The organism is Nonomuraea sp. NPDC049684 (assembly GCF_044465345.1).
Lineage (GTDB): Bacteria > Actinomycetota > Actinomycetes > Streptosporangiales > Streptosporangiaceae > Nonomuraea.
The window spans coordinates 69615-84380 of the sequence record NZ_JBITLO010000004.1 but is presented as its reverse complement, the minus strand read 5'-3'; the positions used below and the strand labels follow the sequence as shown (position 1 = coordinate 84380).

The 14766-nt window shown below is 72.7% G+C and carries 10 protein-coding genes; 5 read left to right on the top strand and 5 right to left on the bottom strand.

Annotated features, from left to right (window positions below; all coding sequences use genetic code 11):
• Positions 1-3: 3 nt before the first annotated feature.
• Positions 4-3171, bottom strand: coding sequence for an amidohydrolase family protein (locus ACIBST_RS14355; protein ID WP_397171801.1), 3168 nt, complete (start codon positions 3169-3171; stop codon positions 4-6).
• A gap of 349 nt (positions 3172-3520) precedes the next feature.
• Between ACIBST_RS14355 and ACIBST_RS14350 the strand changes: the two genes are divergently transcribed.
• The gene (locus ACIBST_RS14350) at positions 3521-3961 is read left to right on the top strand and encodes a hypothetical protein (RefSeq protein ID WP_397171800.1); all 441 of its coding nucleotides are present in this window, start codon (positions 3521-3523) and stop codon (positions 3959-3961) included.
• A gap of 28 nt (positions 3962-3989) precedes the next feature.
• On the opposite strand, the gene ACIBST_RS14345 is transcribed toward ACIBST_RS14350, so the two are convergent.
• On the bottom strand, positions 3990-4661 hold the full coding sequence (locus ACIBST_RS14345; RefSeq protein WP_397171798.1) for a TetR/AcrR family transcriptional regulator: 672 nt from the start codon (positions 4659-4661) through the stop codon (positions 3990-3992).
• Positions 4662-4926: 265 nt separating this feature from the next.
• Here ACIBST_RS14345 and ACIBST_RS14340 point away from each other — a divergent pair, with 265 nt between their 5' ends.
• On the top strand, positions 4927-6150 hold the full coding sequence (locus ACIBST_RS14340) for an oxygenase MpaB family protein (RefSeq protein WP_397171796.1): 1224 nt from the start codon (positions 4927-4929) through the stop codon (positions 6148-6150).
• Between the two features lie 276 nt (positions 6151-6426).
• Positions 6427-7326, top strand: a complete 900-nt coding sequence (locus ACIBST_RS14335) for an aminoglycoside phosphotransferase family protein (protein ID WP_397171794.1) — start codon at positions 6427-6429, stop codon at positions 7324-7326.
• A gap of 215 nt (positions 7327-7541) precedes the next feature.
• Here ACIBST_RS14335 and ACIBST_RS14330 read toward each other — a convergent pair whose 3' ends face one another.
• Genes ACIBST_RS14330 through ACIBST_RS14320 form a run of 3 tightly spaced genes read right to left on the bottom strand, consistent with a single transcriptional unit; the run spans position 7542 to position 10483 of the window.
• A complete protein-coding gene (locus ACIBST_RS14330) occupies positions 7542-8789 on the bottom strand; it encodes an epoxide hydrolase family protein (RefSeq protein WP_397171792.1) in 1248 nt (415 codons plus the stop codon).
• Positions 8790-8802: 13 nt separating this feature from the next.
• A complete protein-coding gene (locus ACIBST_RS14325; protein WP_397171790.1) occupies positions 8803-9261 on the bottom strand; it encodes a MarR family winged helix-turn-helix transcriptional regulator in 459 nt (152 codons plus the stop codon).
• 49 nt (positions 9262-9310) lie between these two features.
• Positions 9311-10483, bottom strand: a complete 1173-nt coding sequence (locus ACIBST_RS14320; RefSeq protein ID WP_397171788.1) for an ROK family protein — start codon at positions 10481-10483, stop codon at positions 9311-9313.
• A gap of 153 nt (positions 10484-10636) precedes the next feature.
• Between ACIBST_RS14320 and ACIBST_RS14315 the strand changes: the two genes are divergently transcribed.
• Positions 10637-12325 (top strand): beta-N-acetylhexosaminidase, encoded by a 1689-nt coding sequence (locus ACIBST_RS14315; protein WP_397172576.1) that lies wholly within the window; start codon positions 10637-10639, stop codon positions 12323-12325.
• On the top strand, positions 12322-14724 hold the full coding sequence (locus ACIBST_RS14310) for a phosphatidylserine/phosphatidylglycerophosphate/cardiolipin synthase family protein (protein WP_397171786.1): 2403 nt from the start codon (positions 12322-12324) through the stop codon (positions 14722-14724). Before ACIBST_RS14315 ends, ACIBST_RS14310 begins: the two co-directional genes overlap by 4 nt.
• Positions 14725-14766: the final 42 nt, after the last annotated feature.

Here is a 14766-nt window from a genome sequence, read left to right as displayed (position 1 = left end):
CGTTCAGTGGCCGTCGCAGCAGGCGGTGCGGGCTTGGTCGAGGTGGGCGGGGTCGTTCCACCAGTGGCCCGCCGTGCTCGGATGGACGGGGACGCGTGCCTTGACCCGGCCAGGGGCCGCGGAGGCCGCCTGATCGGTGCTGGTGGCGGACGGGTAGGGCGCGAGAAGCTGCTCGACGGTGTGGTGCCTGCCGCCGACGACGACGGCCGTGACGTTGGCCGCGTCCTCGACGCGGGCCAGCGGGTCGCCGTCGACGATGGCCAGGTCGGCGTACATGCCCTTGGCGATCCGGCCCAGCGGGAGGCCCAGGTAGGCCCCGGACGTGCTGGTCGCCGCGGTGAGCGTCTCGCGCGGGGTCAGGCCGTACCGGACCATGGCCCGCAGGTTCATGTGCAGGCTGAGCCCGAGGTGGTCGATCGGCGCGTCGGTGCCGGCGGTGACCACGCCGCCGCCCCGGATCATCGCGGCGAGCTGGGCGACCTGGTTGGCGAGGTTCGTCCGGACCACCTGGACCGTCGCCGGGTCGGCGCTCTGCGCCGCGGTGACGGTCGCCCGGAGCGCGGCCATCCGCCAGTTCGGGTAGAGCCGGCGCACCCGTTCGTCGGTGACCAGCGAGATGTCCTCCCGGTACAGGGTCGAGGAGTTGAACAGGGTGGGGGTCCTGGCCATCTTCGAGGCGTTGAACATGGAGATGACGTCGGAGTAGGCCGACCCGACGTTCGTGACGGTGCGCGAGTAGCCGAACCGGTTGGTGGCGCCGACGTGCTCGGTCTGGTCGCCGCCCATGGCGATGGCCGGGTAGTGGTAGTGCGAGCTGACGGGCTTGCCCTGGCGGTGGGCCCAGTCGATGACCTCCCGGTGCCAGACCACCGGCAGCCGCACGTAGCACTTCAGCAGGTCGTAGTCGAGGGCGGCGGCCCGCCGCAGTTCGAGCCGCAGCTGCTCGTGCGAGTACGTCGGGCGCATGAAGTTGTAGTAGATGCGCGCCCCGTCGATGGCCTCGCCGGTGCCCAGGTAGCGCGGCGCGAGGCGGGCGCCCGACTGCACCGACTCCCGTTCCTCGACCATGTGGTACGCCGGCGAGCCCGGCGAGCGGGTGGTGGTGACGCCCAGGGCCAGCCACAGCGGACCCTGCCGCGACCCGTAGGCGTAGCCCTGCATCTCGCGGTGGTGGTGGATGTCGATCAGGCCGGGCATGACGAACCTGTCGCGGGCGTCGATCAGGTCGCCGGGCCGTCCGTCCCGGTGCGGCTCGATCGCGGCGATGCGCTGGCCCCGTACGACGATGTCGACGTCACGGACGACGCGGCCGGAGACGCCGTCCCACATGCGGCCCGCGTGAATGACGACCTGGTCGGGGCCCGGGTCGTTGCGCCAGGTCAGCCGTACCGGGACCGGCCGGGCGGGTGCCCCGTCGAGGCTCGCCCTCTTGAGACGTCCCTCGTTCAGGTAGAGGAGGGTGGCCGAGTCGCCCGCCCAGACGGGGGCGTCGGAGACCTCGCGGGTGACCTGACGGGCCGCGCCGGTGGGCCGGCCGGCCCGGTCGACGGGCAGGACCCACAGGACCGACTCCATGGCGAAGGCGAGCATCGTGCCGTCGGGCGACCAGACGGGCCCGTCGTCGCCGCGGGTCTGCAGGGACCGGTGGGGCGCGGGATCGACGTACGTGCCGGCGCCGGTGGCCCGGTCCACGAGCAGGATCTTGGACAGCCCCTCCCGGTAGCGCCGCGAGTACGGCACCACCGCGGCCATCGCCAGCGTCCTGCCGTCGGGCGACCAGGTCGGGCGGCCCGGCTCGAAGGTCGCGTCGTAGACCTTCTGGCGGTCGCCGGTGGAGACCTCGACGACCCACAGCGCGCCGTCCTGGTCCAGGTAGGCGATCTCGTTGCCGTCCGGCGACCAGCGGACCGACAGGGCGGCGGAGTCGGCCAGCCGGGTCACCTGCCGGTCGGCGCCGGTGTCCAGGTCGCGGACCCAGACGTTGAGCGTGCCGGTGCGGTCGGTGACGAATGCCAGCCGCCGCCCGTCGGGGGAGAAATCCGGGTCGGCTTTCCACCAGCGGTCCCGGAAAAGCGGTTCAGGGGTGCCGCCGGAGCGCATGAGATAGATGTCGTTGAGCGCGCGGAAGGCGACGGCGGAGCCGTCCGGTGAAACGGCCGGGCTGCCGATTCCGACGACCGGGAATGAGCCCGGCTCGTCGAATACCCGGACCTTTTTCCGGTACTTCGGAGTGGTCGTCGTCAGCGCGGCGGTGAAGCCGACCGTGCCCGCGGAGGGGGAGCCGAGGCGGCGGACTTTGACGGTGCCCGCGGAGGTGTAGAAATAGCGTCCGTCCGGGGCGAACCGGGCGCGGAACGGGAACACCTCCTCGCCCGTGACGAGCGCGCCCGCGGTGCCGGCCAGGTCGTTGGCGCCCGAGTGGAAGTGGTGGTAGGCGAGGTCGGCGCCGTTCGGCAGCCAGGACGGCTGGTGGACGACCTGCCCGGCGGGCACCGTGACCGCGGTGCCGCGCGTGCCGGTGGCGACCTCGACGACGTCGATCCTGGTGTCGGCGACGACGAAGGCGATCTTGCTTCCGTCGGGCGACCAGGCCGGCTCGTACTCCTCGGCGGGGCCGTCGGTCAGGACGCGGCTCGTTCCGGTGGCGACGTCGAGCAGGTGGATGCCGTAGCTGCCGCCGGCGTCGGAGGAGTAGGCGATGGTGCGGCCGTCGGGGCTGTAGCGGGGCTCGCGGTGGTCGTACGGGCCGGTGGTCAGCTTCCTGATCGCGGAGCCGTCGGGCCGGATCGTCCACAGGTCGAAGACGCCGTCGCGGTAGGACTGGAACACGATGGTCCCGCCGTCGGGGGACCAGTCGGGCTGGGCGATGTCGTACAGGTCGCTGGTGAGCCTGCGGGCGGCGCCCCCGGAGGCCGAGCAGACCCACAGGACGCCGAGCAGGTCGAGGGCGAGCAGGCGGCCGTCGGGCGAGGGCGCGACGGCGAAGTCGGTGCCGGAGGTGACGGCCGTCCGGCCGGCTTCGCGCGCCACGCGGGCCCGCGCCGGTGCGGCCGGGGCCAGCGCGGCGGCGAGCGCGGCGCCGCCACCCGCCAGGACGGCCCGCCGGGACGGCCCCGACCTCGATCCGGAAGGGGCGGCGGAGACGTCGGAGGGAACCGGTGCGTGAGACATCGCGAATTTCCATTCCACTGTTCAGATGGTCGGCGAAAGGCTGAACGTGACGACGCGCGATTCATGGTCCCAGACGAATTGCCTAATCGCCTCGGAGTTCATCTGATCGGCCAACGCGGTGTGGCTGGAATATGTCTTCAGGAAAGTAGATATGCCGGTCAAAAGAATAAGTCAAGAGGGACGGCCGGGACGGGATCGCTCCACGGGATTCCGTCCCGGCGGAACGGGCGGCGTGGCAGGCGGGCGCAGAAGTGGGGCCAGCCCCACCCACCCGTACGGCCAACCCCATGTTCGGGCCCCGCGGGTGCTTCCTAAGCTCGCTGCCACAACGACACGGAGGAGACAGATCATGACGAACACCGGCGACACCCCCACCGCGACGACGGCCCTCGGCGACGCCCGTGCCCAGGAGGCGTTGGCCCTGGTGAGGAAGTGCGTCACGCTCTTCGGGGCCGTCGGTGTCATCGTCCTCGGCGTGGTCGCGGTGATGGCGTTCATCGGTGGGGAGGCGTCTTCGTTCATGTGGGTCCGGGGGGTCGTGCTGGTCGCGGTCGCTCCGCTGATGTACCGGATGACCGTCCGCGCCGCGGAGGGGTCGTACAAGGCGTTCGACCGGGTGCGCACCCTTTCCACCGTCGTGCCGGTCGCGATCATCGGCGTGGACCTGATCCCCGGCCTCTGCCCGGCCTGGTACGCCGTGCTCCAGGGCCTGTCGGCGCTGGCCCTGGCCGGCGTCGCCGTCATCACCCGCGGCGCCGCGCTGCGCGCCGCCTTCCCCGGCGGGAAGTGAGGCCGGCGGGCCGGCGCGGCAGGGGGAGTCAGGCGGGCGGCTGGAGCATGGGCACGAGGAAGCGCCTGGCCACCTCGGCGAGTTGCCCGTCGTCGTCGAGGTCGATGACGGCGCTGGGGATCGCCAGGAAGGAGGTGGAGATGCGCACCATCATCTCCGCCACGAGCTCGGCGTCGAGGCCGTCGGACACGTTGCCCGCGCGTTGCTCCCGGCGGAGCTGGCCGGCGACGAACTGCCGCACGGTGGCGAGGGTCTGGCCGCCGTCGGTCATCATGGACGGCACGAGCAGGTCGGGCTCGGTGGCGATGAGACCGCCGATGAGCGGGTTGCCGCGGATGGCCCGCAACGAGCTGACGAAGCCGAGGACCACCCGGTCGGCCGGCGTGCGGGCCTGCTCGATGTCGATGAGGAACTGGTCGAAGTAGCGGCGGAACTCCCGGCGCACCACGTGCTCGACCAGCGTGTCCTTGGAGTCGAAGCGCCGGTAGACGGTGATCCGCGACACCTTGGCCAGGCGTGCGACGTCCTCCATGGTGGAGCGCCTGATGCCCATCCGGCAGAACTGCTCGTAGGCCGCGTCGAGGATGCGCGCCCGCAGCTCGTCGGGGTCGCCGACGCGTTCGACGGCGTCGACGAAGGCGCGCTCCAGCAACGACTCCGAGCCCGACGGCGCCATGAAGCCGGACAGCACGGATTCCACGATCACCTCCTGGATCGATTCTGCCTCAGGGGCGGGTCTTGTGATGTCCATCACAACGTGCTCTCATGATGATACACAGACTCATGGTTTGTTTCTCAGTATCACCCACTTCTCGGCCCCGGACGAGAAGGAGGAAGCGGCGTGGGAGAACTCAGCAGGCGTGATTCCGGCGACGGCGCCGACACGCGCTCCCTGTTCGGTGGATCTCCGGCGAGCCGATCGAGACTGCCCTGAGCGGGACCCCCATCTCGAAGGAGTGCAGAGCATGGCAGAGCTGAGCAGGCGCGAGATACTGATCTCGGGCACCGCCCTGGGCGCCCTCGGCGCGCTGGGGATCACGTCCCCGGCCCAGGCCAAGACCCTCGCCGACGGCTGGGAGTGGCCGGCCTCCGGCTCGGTCGCCGGCTCCGGCACCGGCGCCGACCCTCGCTGGGTATGGGACGACGTCGCCGACCCGCTCCTCGCCTCGCTGTTCGACCGCGGGGTCATCCCCGAGGTCAACCGGCTGCTCTACGACTGGAACCGCAACGACCAGCCCCTGCCCGCCGGGCTGCCGGCCGACCTGCGGGCCTTCATCGAGCAGGCGCGTCAGCTCCCGTCCTGGGCCGACCAGGGCAAGCTGGACGCCGCGTCGCGCTTCCACGCCCTCAAGGGCAACTACATCGTGGTGCTCACCATCGTCGGGGCCGGCATGCTGGCCACCGCCATCCCCAAGGAGGCCCGCGCGGTCTACTACTCCGCGGGCGGCGCCGACCTGAAGGACCGGGTCGCCAAGACGAACGTCCTGGCGTACGCCGTCAGGCCCCAGAACGCCTGGGGGCCCGGCGGGACGGCCGTGGTCGAGGCCGTCAAGACCCGGCTGGTGCACGCGGCGGTGCGGCACCTGCTCAAGTCGTCCCCCCACTGGCCGGGGCCGATCCCGATCAGCCAGGAGGACATGCTCGTCACGTGGCACACCCTGGCGACCTACTCCATGCGCGGGATGCGCGAGTGGAAGGTGCGCATCTCCGCCGCCGAGTCCGCGGCGTACCTGCACTCGTTGCAGCTGCTGGCGCACATGCTCGGCATCAGGGACGAGTTCATCCCCGCCACCTGGGACACCTCCTACGCCCAGTCGGACATCGTCCTGCCCAGGAACATGGGGCCGACGCCGGAGGGCGTGGAGCTCAACGACATCCTGCGCGACATGCTCGCGGAGCTGACCAGCCCGGGCAGCATCGACAAGCCGCTCGTCAACGCGTTCTCCCGGTACCTCACCGGCAACCAGGCGGCCGACTGGAACGGCATCCCGCGCGAGCCGCTGTGGGACCCGGTCGTCAAGACCGCCTGGCCGCTGCTGGTGGCGTTCCGGGAAGGGGTGATCGGGCTGCCGCTGGTGCCCGCCGCGGCCTGGCTGCTCGACGAGATGATCAAGAAGTGGACCACGTTCTACCTGACCAAGGGCGCGCAGACCAAGATCGTGATCCCGACCGGCAACCGCCCCGGCTGACCTGGCGGCTCCGCCCCGGAAACGCGCACCGAACCCGGGCGACCCCCGCGGGGCAGACTCCGCCTGCCCCGCGGGCGCGGCCGGGTTCGGGCAGGTTCGGGCGGTGGCGGCTCATGCGGGCGCGTCGGGTTCGGGCGGTATTTGGGCGGGGGCGCCGGCCGGCCGGGTCGTGCCGGGTGGCGGTCCTTCGATAATCGGGTCGACATGCGGGCTCGCGGTGCACTGTGATGGTCCGGCCGCCCGCCGCACCGAGCGGGCCCGTCGCTGGAGTCGTCCTTGGCAGTCCCGGGAACCGCGCCTGTCCGTCCCACGATCGATGCCGCCCTGGTCAGGAGGCTGGTCGACACGCAGTTCCCGCAGTGGGCCGCGTTGCCGCTGCGGCTGCTCGACCCGGCGGGCTCGGACCACGTGATCTACCGGCTGGGCGAGGAGCTGTCCGTCCGGCTGCCCCGCCACGCCGACGCCGTCGGGCAGGCCGACAAGGAGCGCGAGTGGCTGCCCAGGCTCGCGCCGCGGCTGCCGCTGGCCGTCCCGGTGCCGGTGGAGGTGGGCGAGCCCGGCTTCGGCTACCCGTGGCGGTGGGCGGTGTCCCGGTGGCTGCCGGGCGAGCCGGCCACCGTCGAGGCGCTGGCCAGCTCCACCGCGGCCGCCGAGGAGCTGGCGGAGTTCCTGGTCGCCCTGCAGCGGTTCGCGCCCGGGTCCGTCCCGTCGCTGCGGGCCCGTCCCGACCTCGCCCAGCAGCCGCTGGCGGGCCGGGATCGCGCGACGCGGGCCGCCATCGCGGCGCTCGGCGGCGTGTTCGACCGCGCCGCCATGACCAGGCTGTGGGACGCGGCCATGAGCGCCCCCGGCTGGGACCGCCCGCCGGTCTGGTTCCACGGCGACTTCCACACCGGCAACCTGCTGACCGCCGACGGCCGCGTCAGCGCGGTCATCGACTTCGGCGGGCTCGGCATCGGCGACCCGGCCGCCGACCTGATGATCGCCTTCACCCTGATGTCGGCCGGCAGCCGGGCCGCCTTCCGCGCCGCGCTCGGCGTGGACGACGCCACCTGGACCCGGGGCCGCGGCTGGGCCCTGGCCACCGGCCTGAACGCCTACACCACCTACGCCGCCGTCAACCCGAGGGTCGCCACGCAGACCACCCGCCAGATCACCGAGGCCCTCACCGGCTAGCCCGGCCTGCGCGGGACAGAGAACCGGGATGTAGGAAAGCCGCCCTTCGCGCCACCGCGACCGAAGGTGGGCGGGACGGCGCCCGCGCCGCCGTTCGCCGGCCGGCTCGACGACAGGCGCAACCCGGAGGTGTCCCATCCCAAGGTCGGCGCCGCACGTCACCACGGACCAGGTGACGGGCCTGCCGGCGACGGCGGCCCGGGGGAAGGAGGGCGTCAGCGGTGGGGGCGGAAGGTGCGGCGGAGGTCTGTGACCCATTCGTCGGGGATCTCCCACGGGATGAAGTGCCCGCCGCGATCGTGGCAGGTGATGCCGGCGTGGTTGTACCAGGCGGCCCGGTCGCCGTCGAGGAAGCTGCGGATCCGCTGCTCGCCGGTCGTCACGCCGGGCGGGTTCTCGAAGTCGACGAACGTGATGCCCGTGGGCGCCTCGACGACCGGCCACCGGTCGTGCGACGGCGTCCAGGGGTAGCGGTTGTTGTTGGCGTAGGTGCGGATCGAGCTGTCGATCGTGTTGCCCGCCCAGAAGATCGTCGCGTGGGTGAGCAGGTCGTCCTTGGTGAAGACGGTCTCGACGTCGCCGTGGTTGTCGGACCACTTCGTCCAGCGTTCCAGGATCCAGGCCAGCATGCCGGCGGGGGAGTCGGACAGGCCGTGGCCGAGCGTGGACGGCGCGAGCACGTGCGCCGCCAGATGCACCGCGAACCGCCGGTCCAGCTCGACGAAGCGGGCGTGCACGTCGGCGGGCAGGCCGTCCGGGATGGGCGTGCCGCCGCTCAGGTCCCAGGCGCGGTCGCCGTTGAAGAGGGTGAGCTTCTGCGCCGAGCCGATGTGGATCGCGTACAGCTCGCCGGCGTACTTGTGGCCGAGCTGCCCGGTGACCAGCGCCCCGACGTCGCATCCGGCGGCGGCGTACCGGTCGTGGCCGAGGACGCCGGTCATCAGCTCGTGCCACACGTCGGCGATCTTCCAGAAGTTCATGTCCGGCCGGCCGTCCAGCGGGGCCGAGAACCCGAAACCCGGCAGCGAGGGCACGATGACGTCGAACGCCTCCGCCGGGTCCCCGCCGTGGGCGCCGGGGTCGGCGAGCGGGTCGATGACCTTCGACCAGTGCCAGAACGTCCAGGGCCAGCCGTGGCTGAGGATCAGCGGCACGGGGGCGGGGCCGACGCCGGGCCTGCGCATGAAGTGCACCGGCACGCCGCCGACGTCCACCCGGTAGTGCTCGTAGGCGTTGATCGCCCGCTCGGCCGCCCGCCAGTCGAAGCCGTCGGCCCAGTAGGCCACCAGCTCGCGCAGGTACGCGCCGCGCACGCCGTAGAAGCCGTCGTCGTTCCCGGCGGACGGCGCCCACCGGGTCATGGCGAGCCTGCGGCGCAGGTCGTCGAGCACCTCGTCCGGCACGTGCAGCGGCTCTGGGCGCAGCGGGAAGGGGCGGTTCCGCGGGGGAGTCGGGCGGGTCAAGGGAACTGTCCTCCTAGTCGTCGACACGCGCGGCGATCTCGGTCAGGCGGCCGAGGACGCCCGCGTACCGGGCCAGCTCCGCGCGCTCGTCGTCGCTCAGGTGCGCCACCAGGCGGGCGACGCGCGCCACCCGGTCGGCGCGCCGGGAGCGGACGATGTCCCTGCCCTCCTCGGTGAGGGTCAGCAGGACGGCGCGGCCGTCGCGCGGGTCGGGGCGGCGCGAGACCAGCCCGTCCCGTTCGAGCTTGGCGACCAGGCTGGTGAGCGCGGGCTGCTTGAGCTGTTCCGTCGCCGTCAGGTCGGTGAGCCGCATCGGGCCCTTGCCCGCCAGCGTGTGCAGCACGGACAGGGTCGAGAAGCTGAGCCTCCTGACCGAGGGCAGCCGGATGAAGTACGCGTTGAACTCCTCGATCGCGCCGACCAGCGCGTCGAGGTCGAGATCGGGGCCGGGGGCCGTCTGAGAGGATGCCACGCCCTATTCATATCGAAATTCGATGTAATTCGTCGATACATTCGGTGAGCTACACCATTAATGACGGAGGCGCCGCGGCCGACAGGTCGATCTCGGGGTCGAAGAGCACCTTGGTCAGATGCTCGACGCCGTGGCACACGGCCCCGATGGCCACGCACTCGTCGCCGAGCACGGAGGCCCGCAGCTCGGGCGTGCGCAGGCACATCGTCTCCAGCTCGACGCTCAGCGGCTCCATCAGCACGTCGGCCGAGCGCGAGAACCCCCCGCCGAGCACCACCAGGTCGGGATCGACGGTGAGCGCCATCGCGGTGGTGGCCAGCGCGAGCACCTTGACGTAGCGCAGGACGGCCCGGCGCGCCTCGACGTCGCCCTGCCTGGCGGCCTCGAACACCGCCCCCGCGACCGCCTCCGGCGGCGTCCCTGGCTCGACCGAGGGGACGGCCTGCAGCAGCTCGCCCACATGACCGAGGTTGAACAGCGGATGCACGCCGATCTCCCCGGCCGCGCCGCCGCTGCCGCGCAGGGGGACCCCGTCGAGCACGACCGCGGCGCCGGCCCGGCGTCCGACGTGCAGGAAGATCAGGTTCCGCGCGTCGCGGGCGATGCCCCTGCGGCACTCGGCCAGCGCGGCGAGCCTGCTGTCGTTCTCCACCAGGACGGGGCAGCGCAGCCGGTCGCCGAGGTGGTCGGCCAGCGGCACGTCCGACCAGTCCTGGATGGCCCGCGAGAGCACGACGCGGCCCTGGAGGTCGACATAGCCGGTGCTGCCCGCGACCGCGAGCCAGACGTCGGGCGCGGCGGTGCCCGAGCCGGTCAGGCAGGCGTCGACGGCCCGGTCGACGGCGGCCAGCCGCTCGGCGCGCGGCTGCTCGGGGGTGACCGGCTCGCGGGTGGTGTGCAGGACGTTGCCGTCGAGGTCGGCCACGACCACGAGCACCTTGTGCGCCCCTATGTCGAGCCCGAGCACCCGGCCCGCCTCCGCGTGGAACCGGTAGCGGCGCGCGGGCCTGCCCTTCTCGCCGCCGCTCGGATCCATCTGGACCACCCAGCCCAGCTCCATCAGGTCCTTGACCACCACCTTGATGGTGGCCCTGGCCAGGTCGGCGCGCTCGGCGAGCTGGGTCAGCGTCGCCGGCCCGCCGGCGCGCAGGGCCGAGAGCGCGGCGAGCGCGTTGAACCGCCGGAGCCGCTGAAGGTCGCCGCCGGTCACGGAGAGCGTCACTGATGACCCTTCTTGACGAATCTTAATGGTGAGCTCCATCATAAATCCTGATCGAGGCGCTCACCCAGAAAAAAGAGGCCAGATCACGGGCATGGCCGCGGGCGGCTCGCGGCGACCGGAAGCCGAGCGCCATGCTACGACCCGCCGCCCGCCCTGTCACCGACCGACGATCCCGCCCCCCGACCCCTCCAGGGACCTGTCTTGCTGCTGCCACGACCCGTCCAAGTGACCCCAGACGGCGGGGAACCCTTCGCCCTCACCGCGACCACAGTGATCGCCGCCGCTCCCGGCCTGTCGCGGGTGGAGGGCTGGCTGCGGGCCGCGTTGTCGCCCGTCACCGGCCTGCCGCTGCCCGCCGGAGCGCCGGGGCCGGGGGCGATCGAGTTCGCCCTGACCGCCGGGCCCGGCCCGGAGGGCTACCGCCTGACCGTACGTCCCGACGGGGTGCGCGTCGAGGCGGGCGACGCGGCCGGGGCGTTCTACGCCGCGCAGACCCTGCGCCAGCTCCTGCCGCCCGCGGCCTTCCGCAGGGGCGCGGTCGGCGAGCAGGACTGGCTGCTCGCCCCGGTCACCGTCGCCGACCGGCCGCGCTTCCGGTGGCGCGGCTGCCTGATCGACGTCGCCAGGCACTTCCTGCCGAAGCCCGACCTGCTGCGGTACATCGACCTGCTGGCCGCGCACAAGCTCAACGTGCTGCACCTGCACCTCACCGACGACCAGGGCTGGCGGCTGGAGGTCAAGGGCTACCCGAAGCTCACCGAGGTCGGCGCCTGGCGCAGGGAGAGCCCGCTCGGCGACCGCCGGCACGGCGTGTTCGACGGCCGCCCGCACGGCGGCTTCTACACCCAGGACGACCTGCGCGAGATCGTCTCGTACGCGGCCGACCGGTTCGTCACCGTGGTGCCGGAGATCGAGCTGCCCGGCCACTCGCAGGCGGCCATCGCGGCCTATCCGGAGCTGGGCAACCTGGACGAACCGCTGGAGGTCGCCACCGGGTGGGGCGTCTCCCCCCACGTGCTCAACGTCGAGGACGCCACGCTCGCCTTCTACCGGGACGTGCTCGACCAGGTCATGGAGATCTTCCCCGGCGAGTACGTCTGCGTGGGCGGCGACGAGTGCCCCAAGGAGCAGTGGCGGCAGAGCCCGTCGGCCCAGCGCCGCATCGCCGAGCTCGGCCTGCGCGACGAGGAGGAGCTGCAGAGCTGGTTCATCGGCCAGTTCTCCGACCACCTGGCGGCGCGCGGGCGGCGGCTGCTCGGCTGGGACGAGATCATCGAGGGCGGCCTGCCGCCGGGGGCGACCGTGGCGTCCTGGCGCGGGACGTACGGCGCGGTCGCGGCGGCGCGGGCCGGGCACGACGTGGTCACCTGCCCCTTCACCGAGCTCTACCTGGACTTCCGGCAGTCCGACCGGCCCGACGAGCCGGTCCCGATCGGCAACGTGATCTCGCTGCGCGACGTCCACGGCTACGAGCCGGTGCCGCCGGAGCTGACCGAGGCCGAGGCCGCCCACGTCCTCGGCGCGCAGGCCAACCTCTGGACCGAGCACATCGACTCGCCGCGCGGGCTCGACTACATGGCCTTCCCGCGGCTGTCGGCCTTCGCCGAGGTCGTGTGGAGCCCCGCCGGCGGCGACTTCGACGACTTCCTGGCGCGGCTGCGCCACCACGAGCGCCGGCTGGCCGCGCTGGGCGTGGAGTACCGCAAGGAGACCGGCCCCGAGCCGTGGCAGACCCGGCCGGACGTCCGCGGCCGGCCCCGGGAGCGGGCGGAGACCGAGGCCGAGGTGGCGGCCTGGACCCGCGGCCTGCGGCGGAACCTCAGCGAAGGGAAGCGAGCATGATCAAGCGTCCGTCCTGGCAGGCGAGCGTGGTCAGGCGTCTGTCCGTGGTCGTCGCCGGCCTGTCCTGCCTGTTCGGCCTGGTCGCCCCGGCGCAGGCGGCGGCTCCGGAGCTGTCGGCGTACTTCAGCAGGCCGAGCGTCGACGGCACGCTCGCCGACCCCCTGCCCGCGAAGGTGCTGGAGCTGATCGGGCTGGCCGCCCCGGACTCCACGCTGCGCGTGGCGACCTTCGTGCTGGAGATCAAGGCCGTCAAGGACGCCCTGGTGGCGGCGCACGACCGGCGGGTCGACGTGCGGGTGGTGTCCGAGGGATCGGGGCACAACGCGCTCCTGGACGAGCTGGCCGCGGCCGGCGTGCCCGTCACGCTCTGCGACAGGGGCTGCAACGGGCCGGACACCGACATCAGCCACCACAAGTTCCTCGTGTTCAGCCGGCTCACGGACGGCAGGACCGACGTGGTCGTCCAGAGCTCCCAGAACCTCGCCCCCGACACCGGCCTGCACCAGAACATGCTGATCAGCTCGGGCGACGCCGCGCTGGCCGACGGCTACCGGCAGGTGTTCGACACGCTGGTCTCCCAGGTGCGCACCTCCTGGCGGGCGCCGTTCACCTCGACCGGCGGCAAGGTCACGGTCTGGATGGAGCCCCGCGACACCGCCTACGACCAGAGCACCTACGGCAGCGCCGACCTGGTCGCGGCCATGATCCGGGACGTGGGCTGCCCCGGCGCGATCCGCGTGGTGCAGTCGCAGTTCGCCACGGACCGGCCGCTGGTCATCGCCGAGCTCAAGGCCAAGAAGCAGCAGGGCTGCGACGTCCAGGTGCTCGTGGCCGAGGGCAACCAGACCGTCGCGACCGCCGCCGAGCTGGCCAAGGGCGGGATCGTGGTGCACACCTTCCGGCCCGGCGGCTGCCACTACCCGGCCGGCGACACCTGCGCCCCGGACGGCATCCACTCCAAGATCATCCTGGTGGACGGGCCGTCGGCGGCGGCGGGCGGCGCACGGCGCAGCTACGTCTACACCGGCTCCCACAACCTCAACGGCGGCTCCCTGACCGCCTCGGACGACTCCTTCGTCCGCGTCGACGACCCGGCCGTCTACGCCGCCTACGACGCCGACTTCACCTCCTTGACGGACGAGGTCGTCAAGATCGTCCCCAGGGCCTTCCCCGGGGCCGGGCTCCAGATGACCGCCAACGGCCCCGACGACCAGCGCGCCCCCAGGGCCGCCGCCATGCGGTCCGGCTACACGGCCGTGGCCTGGGAGGACGACCGCGACCGCGCCTCGGCGGAGGGCACAGAGGTCTACGCGCGCATCTACCGCGACGGGCAGCCGGTGACCGGCCCCGTCAAGGTCTCGATGGGCGGCGTCGGCTGCGCCACCGGCTGGAACCACGTGCAGCCGTCGGCCGGCGTGGACGACGCGGGCAACGCCTACGTCGCCTGGGCCGAGGACGGCGACTGCCGCGGCGAGCACAACATCGCGGTGCGCAGGCTCTCTCCGTCGGGCACGCTGAGCGCGACGATCTGGGCCAACGACCCGCAGTGGAGCGGCGACCAGACCCGGCCGAGGATCGCGGTCCGCGGCGCCGGCGGGTTCACGGTGACCTGGGAGGACGGGCCGACCAGGACCGTCCGCGCGGCCGGCTACGCCTCGCTGACCGCCCGTTCCTTCGCGCCGCTCCAGGTGGGCACGGGGGACCGGCCCGACGTGGCGGTGGACGGCGCGGGCACCGCGACCGTGGTCTGGCAGCAGGCGCCCGACGTGTACGGCAGGCGGATCTCGGCGACCGGCGCGACCGTCGCCCCCGCCACCCGGATCAACACCAACGCCGCCACCCAGCACCTGGCCCCCGCCGTGGCGACGACCCCCGGCGGCGACAGCGTCGTGGCCTGGAGCGACAACGTGGCGGTCACCGGCGGCGACGTGACGACCGTCTGGCGGGTGCGCACGCGCGGCCTGACGCCCGCCCTGGGACAGCGGTTCGCCGAGATCCCCGTCGCGTTCGGCAGGTACGCGCCGAACACGCCCTCCGACGGCGGCAAGGAGTACCCGCCGCTCTGCGGAAAGGTGGACCAGACCTACCGGTGCGCCGTCCAGGGGTCGCCGTCCGTGGCCGTCGACGACACCGGGCGGTTCGTGGTCGGCTGGACCGAGTCCGACCTGTGGAACGCCGGCCGCTCCCACGAGGTGTACGCCCGCGGGTTCAACGCCGACGGCACGACGACCGGCCGCTTCCCCTGCGAGCGCATGAACCCGAACACCGCCGGCGACCAGTCGGGCACCGCCGTCGCCGCCGACGGCCGCGGGTTCCACCTGTTCTACGTCGAGGACTTCGACGCCAACGGATACGGCGACGTCGTGGCCAGGACCGGCTTCACCAACACCGGGCTCTGAGCCCGCCGCGATCGAGACCCTGATCATCATCCCCCGACGCCT

Excerpts from the sequence above, each read along its gene's own strand:
- ACIBST_RS14355 (WP_397171801.1), bottom strand. The coding sequence starts at position 3,171 with ATGTCTCACGCACCGGTTCCCTCCGACGTCTCCGCCGCCCCTTCCGGA.
- ACIBST_RS14340 (WP_397171796.1), top strand. The coding sequence starts at position 4,927 with ATGGCAGAGCTGAGCAGGCGCGAGATACTGATCTCGGGCACCGCCCTG.
- ACIBST_RS14310 (WP_397171786.1), top strand. The coding sequence starts at position 12,322 with ATGATCAAGCGTCCGTCCTGGCAGGCGAGCGTGGTCAGGCGTCTGTCC.
- ACIBST_RS14350 (WP_397171800.1), top strand. The coding sequence starts at position 3,521 with ATGACGAACACCGGCGACACCCCCACCGCGACGACGGCCCTCGGCGAC.